This is a genomic window from Bradyrhizobium sp. SZCCHNR2028 (assembly GCF_032380995.1).
In the GTDB taxonomy this organism is placed as follows: Bacteria; Pseudomonadota; Alphaproteobacteria; order Rhizobiales; family Xanthobacteraceae; genus Bradyrhizobium.
Genome location: NZ_JAUHJF010000002.1, coordinates 539,493 through 552,821 on the forward strand (window position 1 = coordinate 539,493; position 13,329 = coordinate 552,821).

Consider the following 13,329-nt stretch of genomic DNA (forward strand, 5'->3'; position numbering starts at 1 on the left):
GTGTCGTCGCATCTTGCGAAGCATTCCGATGTCGGGTTTGCAACAACCCGCAATCGCGTCCGGATTGCTCGGCATCTCCTTTGAAACATGATCGTTTTGGCGCTGTGCGCGTGCTGGCACAGCGGTTGCAAAACTGCGCTCAGGCAATGGTTGAGGGCTGAGTGCACGCCGACGCTTCGGACGAGCGATGCTCTCCTTCCCAACAACCCGTCTGCCGGTTCGGACACAAAGAGGACGCGGTCACGCTCTGCTGCAAGCGGGCGCGACATAGGCAATCGGTTGATGGAGAGCAGAATGTCATCACTGCGACAAATCGCATTCTACGGCAAAGGCGGCATCGGCAAGTCGACGACGTCGCAAAATACCCTGGCCGCGCTGGCCGAGATGGGTCACCGGATCCTGATCGTCGGCTGCGATCCCAAGGCGGATTCGACCCGCCTGATCCTGCACGCCAAGGCGCAGGACACCATCCTGAGTCTGGCCGCTGCCGCGGGCAGCGTCGAGGACCTCGAGATCGAAGAGGTCATGAAGGTCGGCTATCGCGACATTCGCTGCGTCGAGTCCGGCGGTCCGGAGCCGGGCGTCGGCTGCGCCGGCCGCGGCGTCATCACCTCGATCAACTTCCTGGAAGAGAACGGCGCCTATGAGGACATCGACTACGTGTCCTACGACGTGCTCGGCGACGTGGTCTGCGGCGGCTTCGCGATGCCGATCCGCGAGAACAAGGCGCAGGAGATCTACATCGTGATGTCCGGCGAGATGATGGCGATGTATGCCGCCAACAACATCTCCAAGGGCATTCTGAAATATGCCAACTCCGGCGGCGTGCGCCTGGGCGGCCTGGTCTGCAACGAGCGCCAGACCGACAAGGAGCTGGAGCTGGCGGAGGCGCTGGCGAAGAAGCTCGGCACCCAGCTGATCTACTTCGTGCCGCGCGACAACATCGTGCAGCACGCCGAGCTGCGCCGCATGACCGTGCTGGAATATGCGCCGGACTCGGTTCAGGCCGGCCACTACCGCTCGCTGGCGCAGAAGATCCACGCCAACGGCGGCAAGGGCATCATCCCGACGCCGATCACGATGGACGAGCTCGAGGACATGTTGATGGAGCACGGCATCATGAAGGCCGTCGACGAGAGCCAAATCGGAAAGACTGCCGCCGATCTCGCCGCAACGGCTTAAGCAGTCTTGGTACCGGCCTTCCTCCCGTCGGAAGGCCGGTACCTCATTGCATGTCCCGCCGGCAGGCGGCAGGGGATCACGCTATGACCATCGCAATCGTGGGCGTCTCTGAGTCCGTTGCCGCTGGCCTGCAACCGTCGCCGCGCAACGGATCCTTCGAAGAGGACAGGCGGCACCACGGCCGCCAAATTTACCGCCTGCTGACCGGCGTCGATCCCGACGACGCGCTGATCGACAGCGACATCGGTTTCGACCGTCACGTCATCGCATCGATCCTCGCCGTTTCAGCGATGGAGCATGGCGCGCTGGCGGAGCGAGCGGGGCTTTCGACCGTCGAGCTGATCGCACTGCTGGCGCAGCTGTTTCCTGCAGCCTCGATCGACTCCTCATGGCTGCCGATCACCGGGGCCGTGGCCGCGCCGGACGACGACGAGATCGGGATGGTGCGCGATCTGCTCGCCGCGCAGCGCTCCACGGACGGCGAGGTCGGCCGTTGGCTCGCAGCCATGGTGGCGCGTCGCGCGATGGAGCCCAACCATCTCTGGGAAGACCTGGGCCTGCGCGAGCGCTCCGAGCTGTCGCGGCTCCTGACGCGCCATTTCGCGCCGCTCGCAAGCCGCAACACCAAGAACATGCGCTGGAAGCGCTTCTTCTACCGCATGCTGTGCGAGGACGATGGCTTCGTCATGTGCACGACGCCGGTCTGCACCCAGTGCAACGATTTCGCGCTCTGTTTCGGCGAGGAGAGCGGCGAGAGCCGGATGGCCGAGCGGCGACGCGAGGTGGCGCTGCAGGAGGCGGCGGGCGCCGCGATGTGAGTTCGAGGACCGTGACGATGTTGATGGACAGCCAGCTTCGATCCCCGTGCAACTCCGACGGCGGACCTTGTCCCCAGGCAGAGACCTGCGAAGCTGGCGAGATCCTGATGCGTCGATGCGAGGACGCGCTGCGTCGGGCCGGGTTGCGTCCCACCCAGCAGCGTCAGCAACTGAGCCGGATTCTGTTCGGCAGCGGTGACCGCCACATCACCGCCGATGCGCTCTATGGCGCCGCCGTCGCCACCGGCATGAAGATCTCGCAGGCCACCATCTACAACACGCTCAATCAGTTCGTGGAGCTCGGGCTACTGCGGCAGATCGGCGTGGACGGCTCGAAATCGTTCTTCGACACCAATACGACCGTGCATCCGCACTTCTTCTATGAGGACGAAGGCGAGCTCGTCGATGTGCCCGAGCATGTCGCGTTCGAGGAGCTGCCGGAGCCGCTGCCGGGCTATCGCATGGAACGGATTGACATCGTCATCCATCTGCGCCGCAGGCGCCACGCCTGACGGCAGCGCAGGTCGCCGCGGCTTGGCGCTGGGCGACCGAGTCACTTCACCTCGACGTCTGATTCCCGACCCTGTTACGAATCCGACAATCCATTTTCGCGCAAAAAGTAAAGTAAATTCAATTGATTAGATTCGGGTCCGGCGGTGGCATGGCCGTTGCTGAGTGAATTGCTGGCCGTGATGGAGCGTCGTGCTTCTGGCGGCCGCACACAGGTTGCGACGGAGCGAGTGAATGCCAGACGTCTCCGGACAGCGCGGGCCCAGGAATGCCCGAGAGGCTGGCTCTGCCCACGGGGGCACGGTCTCGGGGAGCCCGATGCCCCGGGTCATCCTGAACGATACCACGCTCCGCGACGGCGAGCAGGCGCCGGGCGTCGCCTTCGCCCTCGGAGAGAAGGTCGCGATCGCCCGTGCGCTTGCCCGTGCCGGCGTTCCCGAGATCGAGGCCGGCACCCCGGCGATGGGGGCCGACGAGATCGCTGCGATCAGGGCGATCGTCGAGGCCGGTCTGCCGGCGACCATCATCGGCTGGTGCCGGATGCGCGAGGCGGATGTCGATGCGGCGATCGCGGCGGGCGTCTCGATGGTGAATGTCTCCGTCCCGACATCCGATGTGCAGATCGCCGCCAAGCTCGGCGGCAGCCGCAGCGCCGCGTTGGAGCTGGTCAAGCGCGTGGTCGGCTATGCGCGGAGCCGCGGACTGGCCGTTGCCGTCGGCGGTGAGGATTCGTCGCGCGCCGATGTCGGCTTTCTCGCCGAGGTGATCGCGACCGCGAAGTCGCTCGGCGCCCGGCGCTTCCGCGTCGCCGATACCCTGAGCGTGCTCGATCCCGACGCGACGTCAGCGCTGGTCGGCGCCTTGCGAGCGACCACGGACCTGGAGATCGAGTTTCACGGCCATGATGATCTCGGTCTTGCCACCGCCAACACGCTGGCGGCGGTCAAGGCGGGCGCGACCCATGCATCGGTCACCGTGATCGGCCTCGGCGAGCGCGCCGGAAATGCTCCGCTGGAGGAGGTCGCGGTCGCGCTGCGGCAGCTCTACCGGCGCGAGACCGGCATCGTGCTGGCCGAACTCGATCACGTCGCCAATGTCGTGGCGGCCGCCGCGGCGCGCGCCATTCCACTCAACAAGGCCATTGTCGGCGAGCACGTCTTCACCCATGAATCCGGCATTCACGTCGACGGGCTGCTGAAGGATCAGCGCACCTATCAGGCCCTCGATCCGGGACTGTTCGGCCGCTCCAACCGGATCGTGATCGGGAAGCATTCCGGGCTGTCGGCGATCACCTCGCTGCTGTCGGATCTACGCCTGCCGGCGAGCGTCGACCAGGCCCAGCGCATCCTGGCGCGCGTGCGCAGGCATGCCGTCACTCACAAGGGGCCAGTGCCGAAAGAGGCCGTTGCGGCCATCTGGCGCGAAGTCTGCGATCACCCGCTGGCGAGCTTTGCCTGATCATGAGCGACATCGTCGACACACCCATTGCAAAGCCGATCGTCGCCGAGCTGAGCCGGCCCTCGCTGCTCCGCCTGATCCGCGAGGACATTGCGTGCGTCCGCTCGCGCGATCCGGCGGCGCGCAGCGAAATCGAGACGCTGCTGACCTATCCCGGCATTCACGCGCTGATCTGGCACCGCCTGGCGCATCGGCTGTGGATTCGCGGCTGGCGTTTTCCGGCACGCTTGTTGTCGTGGCTCGGACGTTTCCTGTCGAATGTCGATATCCACCCGGGCGCGGAGATCGGGCGCCGCTTCTTCATCGACCACGGCGCCTGCGTCGTGATCGGCGAGACGGCAGAGGTCGGCGACGACGTCACGCTCTATCATGGCGTCACCCTGGGCGGCACGTCGTGGTCGCCGGGCAAGCGGCATCCGACGCTGGAAAGCGGCGTCGTCGTCGGCGCCGGCGCCAAGATCCTCGGACCGATCACGATCGGACCGCGCACTCGCGTCGGTGCCAACTCCGTCGTCATTCAGAGCACGCCGCCCGATGTCACCGTGGTCGGCATCCCCGCCAAGGTGGTGCGGCCGGAGTTCACCCATCGTCGAACCGTCGGACGCATCGACCTGGATCATCATTTGATGCCTGATCCGGTCGGTGAGGCACTTTCCGTGATGCTGGACCGGATCGAATTCCTCGAAGCGCAGCTCGCTCACATCAGGCAAAAGATGCGCCAGGGACCGCCGCTTCCGGCGCCGACCTCTTTCTGCGAGGTTGATCCGATTTTGAGCCAAGGAGCAAAGCAATGACTGCGGCATCGCCGAACGTTCTGGACGAACTGAAGAAGACCTCCGCTGCCGAGGAGTTCTTCAAGCTGCTCGGTGTCGACTACGATCCCAAGGTGCTCAACGTCTGCCGGCTGCATATCCTCCGGCGAATGGGGCAGTATCTCGTCAGCGAGGACTTCTCCGACGTTTCCAACGAGGATGTCGCAGCCCGCTGCAAGTCGTTCCTGGAGCAGGCCTATCAGGACTTCCTCGTCTCCACGCCGCTCGATCAGCGGGTGTTCAAGGTGCTCAAGGAGGCGGTGGCGCCGCCGAAACCGGCTCCAAAGCCGTTCGTGTCACTGACGACGCTCAAGTAACGGACGAACTGAGGATCACTCCTACGAGCGCCGCCAGCACGACTGGCGGCGCTTCTGCTTTCAGGCGAGCCGTGCGCTTTCAAGCTCCTGTCGCATTCCCGACGCGTGTTGCTTGCGACGTGTCGGGCCTTGGCGGCGAGTTCTCAGCAACAGAGATCAGGTTCATGCGCCAAGGTGTTGAATCCGTGCCGATAATCATTGCGGCCGAAACTGGTACGACAATTGCTGTCCTGATCGCAGACCTACACACCGGAGTGATCGCATGCATATCGTCGTCTGCATCAAGCAGGTTCCGGACTCCGCGCAGATCCGCGTTCATCCGGTGACCAACACCATCATGCGCCAGGGTGTGCCGACCATCATCAATCCCTACGATCTGTTCGCGCTCGAGGCCGCGCTGCAGCTGCGCGACAAGTTCGGCGGTGAAGTGACCGTGCTGACCATGGGACCGCCGTCCGCCGAGGACTCGCTGCGCAGAGCGCTGACCTACGGGGCCGACCGCGCCGTGCTGCTGACCGATCGCTTCTTCGCCGGCGCCGATACGCTGGCGACCACCTATGCGCTGGCGACAGCCATTCGCAAGGTCAGCGAGACCTTTGGCGCGCCCGACATCGTGTTCACCGGCAAGCAGACGATCGACGGCGACACCGCGCAGGTCGGCCCGGGCATCGCCAAGCGGCTGGGCCTGCTGCAACTCACCTATGTGGCGAAGATCAGCGAGGTCGATCCGGTGGCGCGCACGATCGAAGCCGAGCGTCGCTCCGAGGGTGGTGTTCAGGTGCTGAAGACCAAGCTGCCGTGCCTGGTGACGATGCTGGAGGCGACCAACGAGATCCGCCGCGGCGCCATGGCCGATGCGCTCCGTGCAGCGCGCGCGCAGATCGTCACCTGGAGCGCCAAGGACGCCGGCGTCGAGGACATCTCGAAGTGCGGCCTGAAGGGCTCGCCGACCATCGTGAAGCGGGTCTTCGCGCCGTCGGCCCGGGCGGAGAAGGCAACCATGGTTGACTTCTCGAGTCGCGCGCCGGCCGACGCCCTGATCGAGGAATTGTTCAAGCGGCAGCCGAAGCTCGAAGCCGAACTGACGACGTCAGCGCACGGCTTCTGATCCATACGGCTTTTGACGGACCAAGGGACGACGATCATGAGCGAACCCACCAAAGCACCGCCCGCCGCAGCCGGTCGCGCCGCGACCAAGAAGGAGCTGCCGGAGCATTTCAAGGCCTACAAGCACGTCTGGGTATTCATCGAGCAGGAGCGCGGGCAGGTTCACCCGGTGTCCTGGGAGCTGATGGGCGCCGGACGCAAGCTTGCGGACAAGCTGAAGGTCGATCTCGCGGCCGTCGTGATCGGGCCACCCGGAGAAGCCGTGCAGCACGCTGCCGCGGAGTCGTTCTGCTATGGCGCCGATCTCGCCTACATCGTCGCGGACAGCGTTCTCACCGACTATCGCAACGAAGCCTACACCAAGGCGCTGACCGACGTCGTCAACACCTTCAAGCCTGAGATCCTGCTGCTCGGCGCCACCACGCTCGGCCGCGACCTCGCAGGCTCCGTTGCGACGACGCTGCTCACCGGTCTGACCGCCGACTGCACCGAGCTCGACGTCGATGCCGACGGCTCCCTGGCCGCAACGCGGCCGACCTTCGGCGGCTCGCTGCTCTGCACGATCTACACGCTGAACTATCGGCCACAGATGGCGACCGTCCGCCCGCGCGTGATGCCGATGCCGGACCGCGTCGAGAAGCCCGCGAGCCGTATCATCGAGCACAAGCTCGGTCTCGTGGAAGAGGACATCGTCACCAAGGTGCTGTCCTTCATTCCGGATCGCGATTCCGCCAAGTCCAATCTTGCCTATGCCGACATCGTCGTGGCCGGCGGGCTCGGGCTTGGCTCGCCGGAGAACTTCCAGCTCGTCAAGGGGCTCGCTTCGGTGCTCGGCGCCGAATTCGGCTGCTCGCGGCCGCTGGTGCAGAAGGGTTGGGTGACCTCCGATCGGCAGATAGGCCAGACCGGCAAGACCATCCGGCCCAAGCTCTACATCGCCGCAGGCATCTCCGGCGCGATCCAGCATCGGGTCGGTGTGGAGGGCGCCGACCTGATCGTTGCCATCAACACCGACAAGAACGCGCCGATCTTCGACTTCGCGCATGTCGGCATCGTCACCGATGCGATCCGGCTGCTGCCGGCGCTCACCGAGGCATTCCGCGCACGTCTGTCGCCGCATTCGCGCGACCGCATCGCGAGCTAGGCACCAGAGAGGGAGCAGGGCAATGATCGAGGAACGGTTCGACGCGATCGTCGTGGGGGCCGGCATGGCCGGCAATGCTGCTGCGCTGACCATGGCCAAGCGCGGCATGAAGGTGCTGCAACTCGAGCGCGGCGAGTATTCCGGCTCGAAGAACGTGCAGGGCGCGATCCTCTACGCCGACATGCTGGAGAAGCTGATTCCGGACTTCCGCGAGGAAGCACCGCTGGAGCGGCATCTGGTCGAGCAGCGCTTCTGGATGCTCGACGACAAGTCGCATGTCGGCCTGCACTACAAGTCGGACGACTTCAATGAGGAGAAGCCGAACCGTTACACGATCATCCGTGCCCAGTTCGACAAATGGTTCTCGTCCAAGGTCAAGGAAGCCGGCGCCACCGTGCTGTGCGAGACGACCGTAACCGAGCTGGCGCAGGATGCCTATGGCAAGGTGATCGGCGTCAAGACCGACCGGCGCGATGGCGAGATCCATGCCGACGTGGTCGTGCTCGCGGAAGGGGTCAACGGCCTGCTCGGGACTCGCGCCGGCCTGCGTGAGCGGCCGAAGCCGGAGAACGTCGCGCTGGCTGTGAAGGAGATGCACTTCCTGCCGCGCGAGACGATCGAGGCGCGCTTCAACCTGAAGGGCGACGAAGGCGCCGTCATCGAGGCCGTCGGCACGATTTCCCGCGGCATGACCGGCATGGGCTTCATCTATTCCAACAAGGAGTGCATTTCGCTCGGCATCGGCTGCCTCGTCTCCGACTTCCAGAAGACCGGCGAGACGCCATACGGCCTGCTCGAGCGGTTCAAGCAGCATCCGTCGGTGGCGCCGCTGATCGAGGGGTCTGAGGTCAAGGAGTACTCGGCGCACCTGATTCCCGAGGGCGGCTATAATGCGATCCCGCAGCTCTGCGGCGATGGCTGGGTCGTGGTCGGCGATGCCGCCCAGCTCAACAATGCTGTTCACCGCGAGGGCTCCAATCTCGCGATGACTTCCGGACGCATCGCGGCTGAGGCGATCTTCCAGGTCAAGTCGCGCCGCGATCCGATGACCAAGGAGAACCTCTCACTTTACAAGAAGATGCTGGAGGACTCCTTCGTCATCAAGGATCTGAAGAAATACAAGGACATGCCGGCGCTGCTGCACAACCAGTCGCAGAACTTCTTCCTGACCTATCCGCAGCTCGTCTCCAAGGCGATGCAGAACTTCGTGCGCGTCGACGGGACGCCGAAGAAAGAGAAGGAGAGCAGCACCGTGCGCTCCTTCGTGAATGCAAGGTCATGGACCGGCCTGTTCGGCGACGCCTTCAGATTTGCTCGGGCGTGGCGATGATTGGTGAATGAACGAAACAGCCTAGGCGAGGGAGATCAGACATGAGCACGGACGTCGCAGTCAGGGTCGAAGACAAGCTGTTCTACAATCGCTATCAGGTCGATCCCGGCCGGGCCCATATCAAGGTCCGTCCGCATACGACGCCGACGCCGCAGCTAAAGGCGCTTCTCAAGGCCTGCCCGGCACGTTGCTACGAGCTCAACGACAAGGGCCAGGTCGAGATCACGGTGGACGGCTGCATCGAATGCGGCACCTGCCGGGTCATCGGCGAGGCCAGCGGCGATATCGAGTGGAGCTATCCGCGCGGTGGCTACGGGGTGCTGTTCAAGTTCGGCTGATGTCCGGCCGCCTGAGAGCGCCCCCGGGGCGGCGTGCTGTCGCAAATGCGACAAACGTGCCGCCGGTCGTCAATGCTATATCGTGACTGATATAGATCATTGAGTTCGGTCGAGCTTTCTGTTTACATCTCGTTGCAGCAACGACGCTGCAATGGATGAGGAACAGCACGTGAAGCTGAGTGCACGAAACGTCTTGCCGGGAAAAATCATCTCTGTTGAGAAGGGCGCGACCACGGCCCACGTCAAGGTGGAGCTCGCCCCTGGACTCACGGTCTTCTCGGCGATCACCAACGAGGCGGTGGAGGAGCTCGCGCTTGCCGTCGGCGACAGCGTCTCCGCCGTCATCAAGTCGTCGGATGTGATGATCGGTAAATAGGAACGTGGTGCCGAATCGCTGTGCCGATCAGCCGGTCGACGCGTGGCGCGCGCGCAGGTCGAGCCACCAGGTTTCCATCGCGGAACGTGACGGCTGCAGCAGCGTGCCGAAGTCGCCCGCAAAGGTCCGCCAGTCGTCGATGCATTTCTGCGGCACGGCCGTCAGCACCGGAATCCCCGACGTGATTGCGTCGGCCAGCTCGCCACGCAACCCGCTTCCCGAAGCCTCCTGCTTGGAGAACTTGTTGATCACGATGAGGTCGGCGTGGGCCGCGATGGCGCGGTGAACGGCCATGCCGGCTTCGGCAAGGCCCGCAGTGTCGAGCTTGCAGGCGGTCGATCCGGTGCCGAGGTCCTGACAGATCGAGATCGTGTCGCCATTGGCGAGATCGATCACGTCCATTCCGCTTTTCTTGCCGACTTCGTCTCTCGTATTGCGCTGAACGATGCCTCCGACGCGGACGCCCCGTTGCAGCAGCTCCTGGGCAAAGGCGTCCAGCAAGGCATCGGCATCGTCGCCCGGTCCGTAGAGAATGGCGGCGAGACGGGGCTGATTGGGCTCAGCGGAAGCAGGAAGATCGTGCGGGATCATACGGGGCCTGGCGATCGGGGGCGGGCGGCGACCAGGGTTTATATAGAGAATGCAGCCTGTGGAGAAAGAGCAGATGTCGCGCGCGCCGACCACCGCTACGCACCATGATCTGGAAGCGCTGCTCCGCGACGATGTCCCCTATGGCGATCTGACGACGGAGACGCTCGGGATCGGCGCCGAGCCGGGCCTGATGCACTTCGCTGCGCGCGACCGCATGGTATTGGCCCTGGCCGAGGATGCGGCGGCCTTGATCGAGCTCACGGGCTGCCATGTCGAACTGTTCGCCGGCAGCGGAACGGTGCTGGAGGAGGGGGCCCCGATCCTCCGTGCAGAGGGCGCGGCGGCAGGTCTGCTGCGGAGCTGGAAGGTGGCGCAGACGCTCATCGAGATCTGGTCCGGCGTCGCCACCGGGGCGGCTGCGATCGTCGGCGCGGCGCGCGCGATCAGGCCTGGTATCGCGGTCGCCTGCACGCGCAAGAGCGTCCCCGGAACCAAGCCGTTCGCCGTTGCCGCGGTGAAGGCGGGTGGCGCGGTGATGCATCGGCTTGGCCTGTCGGAGACGGTGCTGGTGTTTCCGGAACACCGGGCGTTTCTCGGCGATGCGCCGCTTGCCGATGTCGCTGAGCGGTTGCGGCGGAGTGCGCCGGAGAAGCGGCTCGTGATCGAGATCACCACGGTCGAGCAGGCCGTCGCCGCCGCCGTGGCCGGCTTCGACGTCATCCAGGCCGAGAAATTTTCGCCTGCCGACATCGCTGCGCTGACGGAGCGTATCGCCATCAGCGCGGCGCTGCCGCGGCGGCCGATCATTGCGGCCGCGGGTGGCGTGAATGCGCAGAACGCCGCTGCCTATGCTGCGGCGGGGGCAGACGTGCTGGTCACCTCGGCGCCCTACCTCGCGCGTCCCTGCGACGTGCAGGTGCGGATCAGCCCTGCCTCGGCCACGGCTTGACCGCGCGACCCGGCTACTGTGGGTGCCGCGGAGCGGCGCGCTTCTGGCGGTTGGCTCGCCATTCCATGAATTCACGGAACAGCCGGGGATCGGCCGAAACGCCGCTCGCCTGCAGATCGTTGGCCTGTGCATTCGCCCCCAGCATCTGGGCGGGCGGTGTATTGCGATCGAGCCAGTCCTGTGCCGTCTTGAATCTTGTCCAGCCCGCGATCGGCGCCAGCGGCGCCACCTCCTGCCATTTCGGGTGGTATGGCGGCCGTTGCAGCGCCTGCATGTTGCTGAAGAAGGCCTCGACCAGCAGAGACAGCCGGCGGTGACGGTCGCTGCCGGCCGGCCAGTTGAACGACGCCAGCACGGCCTCGGCCGCGATCGTGTTCACCGGCGCCGAGGCGCCGACGAGGTTCGGATAGTCCTCGGCGGACAATTGCGCCGGCAGATAGTCGTCGTGCAGAGCCTTGTCGTAGTCGACGGGCACGAGATGCAGATTGGGATCGCTGACCTGGCTCAGCCATTGCACTGGCTTGCCCTCGACCGTGATGATCGCGTCGATGTCGCCCTTGCGCAGCATGTCCAGCGCCAGCCGCGGCTCGATATAGAGCAGATGCGGCCTGATCCCGAGGCGCTCGAACACGTTGATCGAGGTGACGAAGGTGCCGCCGTCGGGCAGGTCGACGGCGATGGTCTTGCCGTCGAGCTCGTTCAGGCTGGTGATCGATCTCGGCGCCAGCACGTGCATCTCCTCGTTGAACAGCTTGGCGACATAGACCAGTTGTTCGCGGATGTTGTTGGCGAAGTCCTTGCGCTCGAGAAAGGCCAGGGTGTCCTTGCGGATGATGCCGGCGTCGACGCCGCGCAGCAGCAGGATGTCGGCGACCGATTGCACCGAGCCGCGGCCGATCACGGGAAGGATGCGCAGCTCCGTCCCCTTGTCGAGCGCGGATGCGAGGTCCGCGCCCATGTTGGCGTAGGTGCTGCCGAACGAGCCGGTCATCAGCGTGACGGTATTGGCATTCAGCTGGTTGGCCAGATCGCGCTTCGCCGTGCCGTAACGGAAGATGGTCTTGAAGGAATCGCTGACGCTGCCGGGATCGATACCGCTCCGGACCGGACCGAAGCGCTGCCACTTGCCGCCGGTGAACTGCATCATCTGCATCTGCTCCAGCGGCGCGTGATCATGGGTGCTGGTGTTGACGGTGATGCCGGGCGTCAGCATCGGCAATTTGAGGCTCTTCAGGGATGCCGCCTGCTTCATGATATTGTCGCGCGACAGGTCGTCGCCGCAACTCCGCAGCACTGCGACCATCGCGTTTGCGGCGAGGTAGCCGAAGGTCGCAAGACCATTGCTTCTCGGTACGTCGGGCAAATAGCGGTCCATGAAGGTGGACCATTCGCGGTAGGATGGATCGCCTGCAGCCGCGGCCTCCTCGCCCTCGTAGTAATAGCCCGCGGACAAGATGCCTTCGGCATTCTGCAGGCCGGCCGGCTGCATCACGGCGGAGACCGATTCCGAGACCGTCGAGATGATGTGGTCCGGACGCCAGCCGAGCTCGGCCGCGCGGCGGATCGCCATCACGGCGAACTTGGGCGTGGTCACGTCGAAGAAGATGTCGGCGCCGGATGCCTTCAACGTGGCGATCTGCTGATTGACGTTGGCGTCCGTCACCTTGTAGGTGGCTTCCGCGACGATCGGAAGCTTGCCACCCAGGCCGTCCTTCAATCCCTTGACGTAATCCTTGCCGAAATCATCGTCCTGATAGAGAAGCGCGATCTTGCCGCGGCTGTGGGTCTCCAGCAGGTACTGGGCATAGACGTGCGCCTCGGCCTGGTAGCTCGGCTGAAAGCCCATGGTCCACGGAAAGTCGTGGGGCTGGTCCCATTGCGAGGAGCCGGATGCCACGAACAATTGCGGAACTTTGTTGGCGTTGAGATAAGGGCGGACCGCCAGGTTGGGAGCCGTGCCCAGGCTGGCGAACATCAGGAGGACATTGTCCTCCTCGACGAGCTTGCGGGTCATCTCGACCGTCTTCTGCGGCGCATAGCCGTCGTCGTAGGAAATGAAGTTGACGCGCCGGCCGTTGATGCCGCCTTCGGCATTGATCTTGTTGAAGTAGGCCGCGATCGTCTTGCCGATGACGCCATAGGCGAGAGCCGGGCCGCTGTAGGGCATAGTGTTGCCGATGCGGATCTCGTTGTCCGCGGCGACCGCTTGATGTCCGGTCAGCGCCAGCGGAGCGGACAGAGCCAGCGCGAGGCATACGGCTGCTCGAGGGGGGCTGTTCTTTGCATCCCGTGGTCTGCGACGTCGGCTCCATCTGGCGGCCAAGCAGGCGCGAACTGCGGCATGGATGCCGTGCATCATCAGTCCTCCCATCGATATTTGGTTCTCGGGCGCAGCAG

Annotated in this window: 14 protein-coding genes; 12 read left to right on the forward strand and 2 right to left on the reverse strand. The window is 64.7% G+C overall.

What is annotated here, in order from left to right:
* Nucleotides 1-294: 294 nt before the first annotated feature.
* The 11 genes from nifH to QX121_RS05790 all read left to right on the forward strand — a co-directional run bounded on the left by nifH (nucleotide 295) and on the right by QX121_RS05790 (nucleotide 9,392).
* On the forward strand, nucleotides 295-1,182 hold the full coding sequence (nifH, locus tag QX121_RS05740; protein ID WP_315740985.1) for a nitrogenase iron protein: 888 nt from the start codon (nucleotides 295-297) through the stop codon (nucleotides 1,180-1,182).
* Between the two features lie 83 nt (nucleotides 1,183-1,265).
* Complete coding sequence (locus tag QX121_RS05745; protein ID WP_315811395.1) at nucleotides 1,266-2,000, forward strand: nitrogen fixation protein NifQ; 735 nt, start codon at nucleotides 1,266-1,268, stop codon at nucleotides 1,998-2,000.
* A 17-nt stretch (nucleotides 2,001-2,017) separates the two neighbouring features.
* Nucleotides 2,018-2,512 carry an iron response transcriptional regulator IrrA gene (irrA, locus tag QX121_RS05750; protein ID WP_315811396.1) on the forward strand — a complete coding sequence of 165 codons (495 nt, stop codon included), beginning with the start codon at nucleotides 2,018-2,020 and terminating at the stop codon, nucleotides 2,510-2,512.
* Between the two features lie 316 nt (nucleotides 2,513-2,828).
* On the forward strand, nucleotides 2,829-3,968 hold the full coding sequence (gene nifV / locus QX121_RS05755) for a homocitrate synthase (protein ID WP_315740988.1): 1,140 nt from the start codon (nucleotides 2,829-2,831) through the stop codon (nucleotides 3,966-3,968).
* Between the two features lie 2 nt (nucleotides 3,969-3,970).
* Nucleotides 3,971-4,762 (forward strand): serine O-acetyltransferase, encoded by a 792-nt coding sequence (gene cysE, locus QX121_RS05760; protein ID WP_315740989.1) that lies wholly within the window; start codon nucleotides 3,971-3,973, stop codon nucleotides 4,760-4,762.
* Nucleotides 4,759-5,097 (forward strand): nitrogenase stabilizing/protective protein NifW, encoded by a 339-nt coding sequence (gene nifW / locus QX121_RS05765; protein ID WP_315740990.1) that lies wholly within the window; start codon nucleotides 4,759-4,761, stop codon nucleotides 5,095-5,097. Before cysE ends, nifW begins: the two co-directional genes overlap by 4 nt.
* Before the next feature lie 262 nt (nucleotides 5,098-5,359).
* Entirely contained in the window at nucleotides 5,360-6,205 is an 846-nt protein-coding gene (locus QX121_RS05770) for an electron transfer flavoprotein subunit beta/FixA family protein (protein WP_315740991.1), read from the forward strand.
* Between the two features lie 36 nt (nucleotides 6,206-6,241).
* Nucleotides 6,242-7,348 (forward strand): electron transfer flavoprotein subunit alpha/FixB family protein, encoded by a 1,107-nt coding sequence (locus QX121_RS05775; RefSeq protein ID WP_315756198.1) that lies wholly within the window; start codon nucleotides 6,242-6,244, stop codon nucleotides 7,346-7,348.
* Between the two features lie 22 nt (nucleotides 7,349-7,370).
* Nucleotides 7,371-8,678 carry an FAD-dependent monooxygenase gene (locus QX121_RS05780; protein WP_315740993.1) on the forward strand — a complete coding sequence of 436 codons (1,308 nt, stop codon included), beginning with the start codon at nucleotides 7,371-7,373 and terminating at the stop codon, nucleotides 8,676-8,678.
* 41 nt (nucleotides 8,679-8,719) lie between these two features.
* The gene (locus QX121_RS05785) at nucleotides 8,720-9,016 is read left to right on the forward strand and encodes a ferredoxin family protein (RefSeq protein ID WP_172112536.1); all 297 of its coding nucleotides are present in this window, start codon (nucleotides 8,720-8,722) and stop codon (nucleotides 9,014-9,016) included.
* 169 nt (nucleotides 9,017-9,185) lie between these two features.
* A complete protein-coding gene (locus tag QX121_RS05790; protein WP_315741026.1) occupies nucleotides 9,186-9,392 on the forward strand; it encodes a molybdopterin-binding protein in 207 nt (68 codons plus the stop codon).
* A 27-nt stretch (nucleotides 9,393-9,419) separates the two neighbouring features.
* Here QX121_RS05790 and QX121_RS05795 read toward each other — a convergent pair whose 3' ends face one another.
* Nucleotides 9,420-9,983, reverse strand: coding sequence for a DUF2478 domain-containing protein (locus tag QX121_RS05795; RefSeq protein ID WP_315756197.1), 564 nt, complete (start codon nucleotides 9,981-9,983; stop codon nucleotides 9,420-9,422).
* Between the two features lie 73 nt (nucleotides 9,984-10,056).
* Between QX121_RS05795 and modD the strand changes: the two genes are divergently transcribed.
* Nucleotides 10,057-10,932: a ModD protein gene (modD, locus tag QX121_RS05800; protein WP_315785919.1), complete on the forward strand. Its 876-nt coding sequence runs from the start codon at nucleotides 10,057-10,059 to the stop codon at nucleotides 10,930-10,932.
* A 13-nt stretch (nucleotides 10,933-10,945) separates the two neighbouring features.
* On the opposite strand, the gene QX121_RS05805 is transcribed toward modD, so the two are convergent.
* The gene (locus QX121_RS05805) at nucleotides 10,946-13,288 is read right to left on the reverse strand and encodes an ABC transporter substrate-binding protein (RefSeq protein WP_409999315.1); all 2,343 of its coding nucleotides are present in this window, start codon (nucleotides 13,286-13,288) and stop codon (nucleotides 10,946-10,948) included.
* Nucleotides 13,289-13,329 lie beyond the last annotated feature (41 nt).